The organism is Terrabacter sp. 2RAF25, assembly GCF_052115265.1.
In the GTDB taxonomy this organism is placed as follows: domain Bacteria; phylum Actinomycetota; class Actinomycetes; order Actinomycetales; family Dermatophilaceae; genus Terrabacter.
In genome coordinates this window covers 43,804-54,039 of the sequence record NZ_JBFRGJ010000014.1, presented here as the reverse complement: position 1 = coordinate 54,039, position 10,236 = coordinate 43,804, and the positions used below count along the sequence as shown (strand labels likewise).

Sequence of the window (10,236 nt, the reverse complement as noted above, 5' to 3'; positions counted from 1 at the left end):
CCGATCCGACGCGCTACCTCCAACACCGACAGCCCCTGCTCCAGCAGCCCCAACGCCTGCTGCCGCTGAGCCAATGAGTACGTCCCCGGGATTCCACCCATCGCCTGCCTCCACGCAATCCGTGTTGCGCAGACGATCTGACGCCAAGGGGCACTCGACGTCGGGAAGTGGGCATTCGACGTCGGGAGGGGCGTCGGCAACTGAGCACTCGACGGGACGCCTGAGTTGAGTGCTCAGTTCTCGACGAGGGTCAGTGACCGATGAGGGTGCGCACGCGGTCGGCGCCGACCGCCAGCAGCAGCGTGGGCAGACGGGGGCCGGTGTCCTTGCCGACGAGCAGCCGGTAGACGAGCACGAAGAACGCGCGCTGTGCCGCCGACAGCTCGGGGTCCTTGACCTTGGCCTCGGGGTCGATGCCTCGCTGGATCTTCGGCACGCCGTACGCGAGGTGGGTCAGCCCGTCGAGCGACCAGTGGTCGTCGAGGCCGGCGGCGAGCAATCGCAGCGACTCCACCTGCTGCTCGTCGAGGCTGCCGAGCAGCTCGGCGTCGGGACTCTCGCGCACGATCGTGCGGTCCTCGGCGGGGACGTAGCCGAGCATCCACCGCTCGGCGCAGTCGAGGCGCGGGCGCAGGTCGTCGGTGGACCCGACGGGGTTGTCGGGGTCGAGGTCCGACAGGATGCGCACCGCCTGCTCCTCGTCGCCCTGCGTGACGTCGATGACCGACGCGATGGTGCGGAACGGCATGGGGCGGGGCGTGGCCGGCAACGGAGCTGCCGCCGTCGACGTCGCCCGCAGGTGCGCAGCGAGGTCTCCGGCCTGGGCCGAACCGTCGGCGACCTTGCGGTTCAAGGCATCCCACTCGTCGTAGAGACGCTGCAGCTCGTTCCCGAAGGCAACGTCGAAACTCTGGTTGGGCCTGCGGCGCGCGTAGATCCAGCGCAGCACCGGCGCCTCCATGACCTCGAGCGCGTCGTTGGGGATGGGCACGCCACCCTTGCTCGAGCTCATCTTCGCCATGCCCGCAATGCCGACGAACGCGTACATCGGCCCGACGGGGCGCTCCCAGCCGAAGATCGGAGCGAGGTCCTTGCCGACGACGAAGCTCGAGCCCGGGCTCTGGTGGTCGACCCCGGACGGCTCGAACATCACGTGCTCGTGGCCCCAGCGCATCGGCCAGTCGACCTTCCACACGAGCTTGCCGTTGGTGAACGTGTCGAGGTCGACGGTCTCGGTGTGGCCGCACCTGGTGCACTCGTAGGTGAGCTCGTGCGTGTCGTCGTCGTAGGCGGTGACGGCCGTGAAGTCGGTGCCGCACGACGAGCAGAACGGCTTGTAGGGGTAGTAGCCCGCCTTGCCCTCGCTGCCGTCGTCCTCGGTCGCAGCGCCGGAGCCGCGCTCGGCCTCGGTCGCGGCTGCGGCCTGCTCCTCAGTGACCTTCGGCTCCTTGCCACCGCCCTTGCCACCGCCCTTGCCACCGCCCTTGCCGGGCTTGCCCTTGCCGGAGGCTTTCTGGCGCGCAGCCTCGACGGCCTCGAGCGTGCGGTACTGGTCGAGCACCTTGTCGATGGCGAAGCGCTCACGCATCGCGAGCAGCACCTGGTCGCGGTAGACGCCGGCGCGGTACTGCTCGGTCTGGCTGATCTGGCGCACCTCGATGCCCGTCGCGGCCATGGCCTCGAGAAGGGGAGCCTTGAAATGGTCGGCCCAGCTCGCGTGCGGTGAACCAGCCGGCGGCGGCACAGCGGTCAGCGGCATGCCGATGTACTGCTCCCACGAGTCGTCCACTCCCGCAAGGTTCTTCGGCACGCGACGGAAGCGGTCGAAGTCGTCCCAGCTGAGGATGTGCTCGCACGCGATGCCCCGGCGCTTGATCTCGTCGGCGACGAGGTGCGGCGTGATGAGCTCGCGGAAGTTGCCGAGGTGGATCGGGCCGGACGGGCTGATGCCCGACGCGCAGACGATGGTCTCGCCGGGGTTGCGCTCCTGCGCCTTGGCGATGACGTCGTCGGCCAGGCGAGTGACCCAGTCGAGCGGGGCGACCGTTTCAGTCATGGGTTTCCTTCACTTGCAGGCGATTGCGTATGCCGTCCGCCTCGTCGGGCGCGTGCGCTCAGGACGCGACGGCGGGCTTGAGCGGGAACCGCTCGATGATCTCGTCGCGGCCCGGGCCGACGCCGATGGCCGACACGCGCGCGCCGATGAGCTGCTCGACGCGCAGCACGTAGGCCTGGGCGTTCGCGGGCAGGTCGTCGAACGAGCGGCACTGGGTGATGTCCTCCCACCAGCCGTCGAGCTCCTCGTAGATCGGGGTCGCGTGGTGGAAGTCGGTCTGGTTGACCGGCATCTCGTCGTGACGCACGCCCTGGACGTCGTAGGCGACGCAGACCGGGACCTTGTCGAGGCCGGTGAGGACGTCGAGCTTGGTGATGACGAAGTCGGTGACGCCGTTGATGCGCGTCGCGTAGCGGCCGACGACGGTGTCCATCCAGCCGCAACGGCGTGGCCGGCCGGTGGTCGTGCCGTACTCGGCCCCGGTCTTGCGGAGGAACTCGCCGTTGTCGTCGTGCAGCTCGGTCGGGAACGGGCCCTCGCCGACGCGGGTCGTGTAGGCCTTGAGGATCGCGATGACCGAGTCGATGCGGGTCGGGGGCACGCCCGAGCCGGTGCACGCGCCGGCGGCGACGGCGTTGCTCGAGGTGACGTAGGGGTAGGTGCCGTGGTCGACGTCGAGCAGGGTCGCCTGACCCGCCTCGAAGAGCACCGTGTCGCCCCGGTCGAGGGCCTGGCTCAGCACGAGGCTGGTGTCAGCGACCATGGGAGCGAGCCGGGCGGCATACGAAAGCAGCTCCTCGACGACGTCGTCGACCGCGGAGGCGCGGGTGTTGTAGATCTTCGCGAGCACCTGGTTCTTGAACTCGAGGGACGCCTCGACCTTCTGGCGCAGGATCTTCTCGTCGTAGAGGTCCTGGATGCGGATGCCGATGCGGTTCATCTTGTCGGCGTAGGTGGGGCCGATGCCGCGGCCGGTCGTGCCGATGCGGCGCTTGCCGAGGAAGCGCTCGGTCACCTTGTCGATGGTGCGGTTGTAGCTGGGGATGACGTGCGCGTTGGCGCTGACGAGCAGCTTGCTCGTGTCGACGCCGCGCGCGTCGAGCCCGTCGAGCTCCTCGAAGAGCACCGACAGGTCGATGACGACACCGTTGCCGATGACCGGCACGCAGTTCGGGCTGAGGATGCCGGAGGGCAGCAGGTGCAACGCGTACTTCTCGCGCTTGCCGTCCTTCTCGATGACGACGGTGTGGCCGGCGTTGTTGCCGCCGTTGAACTTGACGACGTAGTCGACGCTGCTGCCGAGCAGGTCGGTCGCCTTGCCCTTGCCTTCGTCACCCCACTGGGCTCCGACGAGCACGATTGCGGGCATCAGTCCGCCTTCCGGTTGTGGTTTCGAGCCAACCGCAAGGTTATCGGTTCGAGACCACTGCCCCGGACCGCGTCCGCCCTGTCGTCGCCCCCGTCGTTGTCCCTGTCGTGGCCCCCTGTCTGTCACCGTTACGTCCTTTGGGGGGCGGCAGACCACGCACCAAGTGCCTCGATCGCGTCCGGTGTGACTTCCCGGTCACGCTGCAGCCAGCGCGAGGGCGGCGTCCACACGGGCCCGCACGGTCGCCGGGTCGCGCAGGTCGGCCATCGTCACGCGCACGACCACCCACCCGAGCGAGCGGATCCGGTCCTCGCGCAACTTCTCCTCCCAGAGCACCTGCCGGTCGTCATACTTCACCCGGCCGTCGAACTCGACCAGCACGCGCGTCCCGCTGAGGCGCAGGTCGGCGCGGTAGCCCTGGCCGCCCCGGGTCCACCTCTCGCTGCCGCGCACGACGAACTGCGGCTCGAGGCGGTGCCCGTCCAGCCTCAGGAGATGGGCCACCAGCGTCTCGCCCGGGGACTCGTGCCGGGGGTCGCACCAGTCGCGCACGGCCCGCACGCCGGCGGCGCCGTGACGACGACCGAGCCCGTCGACCGCGGCAGCGAGCTCGGCCGCGGTGACCAGACCTCGCCGGAGGGCGTCGTCGGCGGGGACGAGGAAGGACCGTGGGTCCTTCAGCCCGACGGCGGCGATGGCGACCGCCGGATGAACGGTTCCCGACGCGGGCCGGGGCGCGAGCTGCGGCGGCGTCGGCCGGTGAGCGTGCACGACCAGGTCGCCCTTGCGGTGCCGGTTGACCTCGGGGTCGGTCAGGGCGAGGTGCACCCGGCGCAGGTCGGGCCGCCACGTGGCGATCCCCAGGCGCAGCAGGGCCGACGCGTCGGTCGCGACCGCGCGACCGGCGTACTCGACGAGCAGCGCCTCGACACGCATACGGTGCAGGTCGGCGTCGTCGCGCGGCCGGCGCGTCGCGTACCAGCCACGGTGGAGCCGGACGATGCGTCCCTCGCGGAGCAGCCGGCGCAGGTCGGCAGGGGTCAGGCCACTGGCCCTGGCGCGAGCAGCCGAGAAGACGTCATGGTGGGCGATGAGCGTCGGGTCCATGATCCGACCCTCCTGCGGCGCTCACGCAGCGGCCATGACCGAGTCGCCGGCTGTGGATCCCGCCCCGTCACGGGACAGGGGTGTGGACGCGGCGTGTGCACTGGTGAGCGTCCGGTCCGTTCATGCGTGGTGCACCACGTACACACGAACCAGATCGAGCCAGACGATCGCGACGCGTACGAACCGCAGCGGCCCATGGTTCGATCAGCGACCCGCGAGCCAGGCCTCGAGGTACTCGGCGACCCCGTCTTCACGGTGGTGCGCCGTGACGACGTTCGCCGCCTCTAGCGCCGGTTCGACCGCGTTGGACACGGCCACGGCGGTGCCGGCCACGGCGAAGGCCGAGACGTCGTTGTGGTTGTCGCCGAAGAAGACCGTGTCGGCGAGGTCGACCCCGAGCTCGGCGGCGAGGGCACGCAGCCCGTCGCCCTTGGAGCACGAGGAGCTCGCGATCTCGAGGTAGGTGGGCTTCGACCGGTAGGCCACGAGCCCGGGCCTCTCGGCGAGAGCCGCCTCCAGCCGGTCGACGAGAGACGGGTCGCCCATGGCCATGACCTTGTGCGGGGGCTGCTCGTCGACGCGCCCGGAACCGACGTAGTCGTGAGCCGATGTCTCGCTCGGGTCGACCGCCGTGATGGTGGCCTCTCGCTCGGTCCACTCGTCGGGACCCCACGCGTACCAGTCGTCGCCGGCGAAGAAGCTCGCGTGCAGCCCGAAACGCGAGCACACGGCATACGCAACCTCGGCGTCGTCGGGCGCGATGGCCACGTCGGTGACGACGGTGCGGTCGGCCCGCAGCACGAGACCGCCGTTGTACGCGATGAGCGGGGTCGGCTCGACGCCGCAGAGTCGCTCGAGACCCTCCAGGGACGCCGGCATGCGCGAGCTGCAGAGCACGAACGCGTGCCCTTCCGACCGCACCGCCCGGATGGCGGCGACGGTGCGGTCGGAGAGGGTGCGACGGTGGTCGAGCAGCGTGCCGTCGACGTCGGAGCAGAAGAGCGTCATGCGATGCGAGCCGCTGGGCTCACAGACCGAGCTCGCGAGCGCCCTCGGCCGAGCTGTCGCGCAGGAACTGCGTGCAGCGGGCCTCCTCGTCGCTCTCGCCGATGGCGCGGGCCGCACGGGCCAGCGCTGCGAGCGCCCGGAGGAACCCGCGGTTGGGCTCGTGCGACCACGGCACCGGACCCTGCCCGCGCCAGCCGGACTTGCGCAGGCTGTCGAGGGCGCGGTGGTAGCCGGTGCGGGCGTACGCGTACGCCTCGACGTCGCGGTCACCGTCGGCCAGCGCGTCCTCGGCGAGAACCGCCCACGCGAGCGAGCTCGCGGGGTAGGCCGCCGCCACCTGAACCGGGTCGACGCCCGCCTCGAGCTTCTCGGCGGCCGGGTCGACGGCGAGCCGGGTCTCGGGGATGCCCAGGAGGTTGTCGCTCACTGGTGCGTGCCCGCCGAGCGCAGTGCGGTGCAGGCCTCGACGATGCGCACCGCCATGGCCTCCTCGGCCGCCTTGCCCCAGGCACGCGGGTCGTACTGCTTCTTGTTGCCGACCTCGCCGTCGACCTTGAGCACGCCGGCGTAGCCGGAGATCATCCAGTCGGCGATGCGACGGGTGAAGGCGTACTGGGTGTCGGTGTCGACGTTCATCTTGATGACGCCGTTGTCGACGGCGGCCGAGATCTCCTCGGGCAGCGAGCCGGAACCGCCGTGGAAGACGAGGTCGAACGGGCGTGCGTCGGCGGACAGGCCGAGCTCCTTGGCGGCCGCCTGCTGCGCCTGCAGGAGGATCTCGGGGCGCAGCTTGACGTTGCCCGGCTTGTAGACGCCGTGCACGTTGCCGAAGGTGAGGGCCGTCAGGTAGCGGCCGTTCTCACCGGCGCCGAGGGCCTTGACGGTGGCGATGGCGTCCTCGGGCGTGGAGTAGAGCTTCTCGTCGATGGCGCCCTCGACGCCGTCCTCCTCGCCGCCGACGACGCCGACCTCGATCTCGAGGACGACGTTCGCGGCCTTGGCGAGCCCGAGCAGCTCCTGGGCGATCGAGAGGTTCTCGTCGAGCGGCACGGCCGAGCCGTCCCACATGTGCGACTGGAACCACGGGGTGCCGCCGGCCTTGACGCGCTCGGTCGACGCCGCGAGGAGCGGGCGCACGAAGCCGTCGAGCTTGTCCTTGGGGCAGTGGTCGGTGTGCAGCGCGATGTTGACCGGGTAGTTCTTCGCGACCTGCTCGGCGTAGGCGGCGAAGGCGAGCGAGCCGCTGACCATGTTCTTGATGCTCGGGCCGGACAGGTAGTCGGCGCCGCCGGTTGAGACCTGGATGATGCCGTCGGAGCCCGCGTCGGCGAAGCCCTTGAGCGCGGCGTTCAGCGTCTGCGAGCTCGAGACGTTGATGGCGGGGTACGCGAAGGAGCCGGCCTTCGCGCGGTCGAGCATGTCGGCATACACCTCGGGGGTGGCGATGGGCATTGCGTCTCCTGCTGGGTTGGCGTCGGGAGCTGAGCGGGTTTTCGATCCTCCGAAATCCTGCCACGTATGCCGTCGCGTGCCCACGGGTGCCCACCCACCGGTGAGCGCCCGCTCAGAGGAGTCGTCCGGCGAGCACCGTGAGGGCGCGCTGCTGCTCCCCGGCCTTCCATCCGCTGCCGTCGAGGCTGGCCCACACGACGTGGGTGCCGGCATGCAGCAGGACGACCTCGGCCGTGCCGGCGCCGTACTCCGAGCGCACGGTCCCCACGAGGGCGTTCTGACCAGCCACCGTGCGCGACGTCGCCTTCGCACACACCGCGAACCCGGCCTCGAGGTGGTCGAGGAGCCCCGCCGGGTCGTCCGCCGCGAGGTCGACGAGACCGTAGGTCACGGCCTTCGTGCCGGCCGAGCTCTCGGGTGGGGCCTGGTTGCCTGCCTGCTTCGGCATCGTGAGCAGGTAGCCCTGGACGAGGCGGCGCGCCCCACTCGCCGTGACGAACCCGTCGGGCAGCAGGCCCGTCCACGGCACGAGGCCGTCGCACCGCGGTTCGGTCGGCAGTTCGCCGGGGCACCGGGCGCGGTCGGCGGCGTCGGCACCCGGGACGACCTCCTCCGGGCCGGAGGAGGCGCTCGACTCCGCCCCCGGGAAGACCGCATCGAGAGGCAGCCGCCCCTTGCCGGTGAGCGGGCGCGTGGTCGTGCACCGCGCCGCCGCCTCGACGGGCGTCATCACGGGGCCGGGAGGAGCGCCGGAGACGGCTCCGCGCGCGACGGTCGACGTCGTGGAACCTCCCGTCACCGGGTCGAGACCAGCCGTGGTGCACGCGCCGAGCACTGACCCCGCCAGCACCGCGGCGGCCAGGACGTCGCACCACGTGCGTCCTCGCGTCACGTCACGAGTCTGGCAGGGCGTCAGGCCCCGGGGTCGAAGACGTACGGTGTCGTCGTCGCGACGCGGTGGAGGCCGAGCCGGCGCAGGATGGGCTCGCTGTCCGGGGAGGCATCGACGCGTACGTACTCCTTGCCGCGGTCGAGGCCCAGCCTGGCCCGGTGGAGCAGGGTCGCGCGGTAGAGGCCACGGCCGCGCCACTCGGGCAGGGTCGAGCCGCCCCACAGACCGGTGAAGCCGCTCGCGTCGTACTCCCCACGCGCCGCGCACAGCACCGGCCCCTCGCGCGACTCCTCGACCACGACGACGTCCATCGAGCCGGGCCTGGCCACCCAGTCGGGATAGAGGGACTCGGTGACCCAGGCGTGCTCCTCGCCCCAGACCGTCTCGGACATGGTGCGCATCCGGACGAAGTCCTCGAAGCCGTCGGCCGCCCGCACGACCACGCCGTCCGGCAGGTCGATGGCCTGGGCGGCGAGCGGCGCCGCCTCGCCGAGGATGAGCGCCTCGTCGTCCTCGCGCACGAAACCAGCCGCGACGAGACGGTCACCCAGGCCCTTCGGGCCGTCGTAGTCGTACGTCTTCCACTCGACCCGCTGGCCGCGCTCGGCGAAGAAGTCGCGCACCCGCGCGATGACGGCGTCGGGGTCGTCGCCGAGGCCGTCGGGGCTCTCCACCATCGCGAAGTGGCCCGCGGGGTCGAGGTCGTACTGCTTGCGCACTAGCCCGTCGAGCTCGACCGGTCGCTCGGCGGAGCCCACCGGGATGGGGCCGCGCGTCTGGTCGTGGAAGACGCGCAAGAGGTCGTCGGGCGTGAGTTCGGCCACGGCATCGAGACCGGCATCGGAACCCGCATCGGGAGGGGTCGGTGGATCGCTCTGGAACGAAGAGGGGTTCACAGCACCAGCCAAGCATGGTCGAATCCGTCTCGTCATGCCTGTTTCCACGCTCTCGTCCCGCGCCGCCGCGGCCCTCGCCGACGCCCGGCCCGTGCCGTTCTGGACCGACCGGCCGGAACGACCCGACCCACGGCCCGTGCTGACCGGCGCTGCGCCGCGCACCGACCTGCTCGTCGTGGGCGGCGGGTTCACCGGCCTGTGGACCGCGATCCAGGCCAAGGAGGCAGACCCCTCCCGCGACGTGGTCGTCGTCGAGGCCGGGCGCATCGCCGACGGGGCGTCAGGTCGCAACGGGGGGTTCCTGGCACCGTCGCTCACGCACGGGCTCGCCCAGGGCGTGGCCTGCTGGCCCGACGAGTTCGCCACGCTGGAGCGCCTGGCAGCGGAGAACTTCGCTGGCATCCAACGGACGCTCTCGACGTATGCCGTCGACGCCGACTTCCACGTGCCGGGTGAGCTCACCCTCGCCCTCACCGACCACCAGCTGCCTTCCGTCCGCGAGTCCTACGAACTCCATCGCGCGCACGGGGTGCCGGTGCAGCTGCTCGACGCGGAGCAGGCCCGCGCTCGGGTCGGATCGCCGCGCTACCTGGCCGGCATGTACGACCCCGAGGTTGCGCTCGTCGACCCGGCGCGGCTGGTCTGGGGGCTCGCCCGGGCCGCAGAGTCGCTCGGTGTCAGGCTCCACGAGCGCACGCGCGCAACGGGATTCGACACCGAGGGCTCCGGCGTCCGGGTGCGCCTCGCCGACGGGTCGATCCATGCCCGCCGCGTGGTGATCGGCACGAACGCCTCGCAGGGGGTGCTCCGCCGCTTCAGCGCGTGGGTGCTGCCCGTCTACGACCACGTGCTCATGACCGAGCCGCTGACGCCGGACCAGCTGGCCGCCATCGGTTGGGAGGGCCGCGAGGGACTCACCGACGCCGGCAACCAGTTCCACTACTACAGAAGGACGCTCGACGATCGGGTGCTCTTCGGCGGTTACGACGCGAACTACCACTTCCCCGGCCGCATCGACCCGGCCCTCGAGCAGTCGGACGCCTCGCACGGACTGCTGGCCGACCACTTCCTCGACATCTTCCCGCAGCTCGAGGGCATCCGGTTCACCCACCGTTGGGCCGGCGTGATCGACACGACCTCGCGCTTCACGCCCGTGTTCGGGACCGCGCTCGGTGGGCGAATGGCGTACGCGGTCGGCTACACCGGTCTCGGCGTCGCCTCGACCCGATTCGGCGCGGCGGTCGGGCTCGACCTCGTCGACGGCACGGACTCCGAGCTGACCCGTCTCGGCATGGTGCGCCGGAAGCCGATTCCCTTCCCACCAGAGCCGATCCGGTATGCCGCCGTGCGCGCCACGCGGTCATCGCTGGCTGCCGAGGACCGCACCGGCCGACGCAACCTGTGGCTCAGGACGCTCGACCGGATGGGCGTCGGCTTCGACTCCTGACCCCGTCGG

General features: G+C 71.1%; 9 protein-coding genes. 1 reads left to right on the top strand and 8 read right to left on the bottom strand.

Annotation, left to right across the window (positions count from 1 at the left end):
• Positions 1–250: 250 nt before the first annotated feature.
• The 8 genes from lysS to AB4091_RS21450 all read right to left on the bottom strand — a co-directional run bounded on the left by lysS (position 251) and on the right by AB4091_RS21450 (position 8,708).
• Positions 251–2,056 carry a lysine--tRNA ligase gene (lysS, locus tag AB4091_RS21485; protein WP_442294868.1) on the bottom strand — a complete coding sequence of 602 codons (1,806 nt, stop codon included), beginning with the start codon at positions 2,054–2,056 and terminating at the stop codon, positions 251–253.
• A 58-nt stretch (positions 2,057–2,114) separates the two neighbouring features.
• Positions 2,115–3,425: an adenylosuccinate synthase gene (locus AB4091_RS21480; RefSeq protein WP_442294866.1), complete on the bottom strand. Its 1,311-nt coding sequence runs from the start codon at positions 3,423–3,425 to the stop codon at positions 2,115–2,117.
• A gap of 195 nt (positions 3,426–3,620) precedes the next feature.
• Positions 3,621–4,532, bottom strand: a complete 912-nt coding sequence (locus tag AB4091_RS21475) for a type IV toxin-antitoxin system AbiEi family antitoxin domain-containing protein (RefSeq protein WP_442294864.1) — start codon at positions 4,530–4,532, stop codon at positions 3,621–3,623.
• A gap of 204 nt (positions 4,533–4,736) precedes the next feature.
• A complete protein-coding gene (locus AB4091_RS21470) occupies positions 4,737–5,540 on the bottom strand; it encodes a Cof-type HAD-IIB family hydrolase (RefSeq protein WP_442294862.1) in 804 nt (267 codons plus the stop codon).
• A 19-nt stretch (positions 5,541–5,559) separates the two neighbouring features.
• On the bottom strand, positions 5,560–5,967 hold the full coding sequence (locus AB4091_RS21465; protein WP_442294860.1) for a DUF3151 domain-containing protein: 408 nt from the start codon (positions 5,965–5,967) through the stop codon (positions 5,560–5,562).
• Complete coding sequence (gene fbaA, locus AB4091_RS21460) at positions 5,964–6,992, bottom strand: class II fructose-bisphosphate aldolase (RefSeq protein ID WP_442294858.1); 1,029 nt, start codon at positions 6,990–6,992, stop codon at positions 5,964–5,966. The genes AB4091_RS21465 and fbaA overlap by 4 nt, the downstream gene beginning before the upstream one ends.
• A gap of 112 nt (positions 6,993–7,104) precedes the next feature.
• Positions 7,105–7,884, bottom strand: coding sequence for a hypothetical protein (locus AB4091_RS21455; protein WP_442294856.1), 780 nt, complete (start codon positions 7,882–7,884; stop codon positions 7,105–7,107).
• 20 nt (positions 7,885–7,904) lie between these two features.
• Complete coding sequence (locus AB4091_RS21450) at positions 7,905–8,708, bottom strand: GNAT family N-acetyltransferase (protein WP_442294854.1); 804 nt, start codon at positions 8,706–8,708, stop codon at positions 7,905–7,907.
• A gap of 106 nt (positions 8,709–8,814) precedes the next feature.
• On the opposite strand from AB4091_RS21450, the gene AB4091_RS21445 reads away from it, so the two are divergent.
• The gene (locus tag AB4091_RS21445; protein WP_442294852.1) at positions 8,815–10,227 is read left to right on the top strand and encodes an NAD(P)/FAD-dependent oxidoreductase; all 1,413 of its coding nucleotides are present in this window, start codon (positions 8,815–8,817) and stop codon (positions 10,225–10,227) included.
• The last annotated feature ends 9 nt before the right edge of the window (positions 10,228–10,236 follow it).

Coding starts and splice junctions, on each gene's coding strand:
- lysS (WP_442294868.1), bottom strand. CDS start 2,056: ATGACTGAAACGGTCGCCCCGCTCGACTGGGTCACTCGCCTGGCCGAC.
- AB4091_RS21480 (WP_442294866.1), bottom strand. CDS start 3,425: ATGCCCGCAATCGTGCTCGTCGGAGCCCAGTGGGGTGACGAAGGCAAG.
- AB4091_RS21475 (WP_442294864.1), bottom strand. CDS start 4,532: ATGGACCCGACGCTCATCGCCCACCATGACGTCTTCTCGGCTGCTCGC.
- AB4091_RS21470 (WP_442294862.1), bottom strand. CDS start 5,540: ATGACGCTCTTCTGCTCCGACGTCGACGGCACGCTGCTCGACCACCGT.
- fbaA (WP_442294858.1), bottom strand. CDS start 6,992: ATGCCCATCGCCACCCCCGAGGTGTATGCCGACATGCTCGACCGCGCG.
- AB4091_RS21445 (WP_442294852.1), top strand. CDS start 8,815: ATGCCTGTTTCCACGCTCTCGTCCCGCGCCGCCGCGGCCCTCGCCGAC.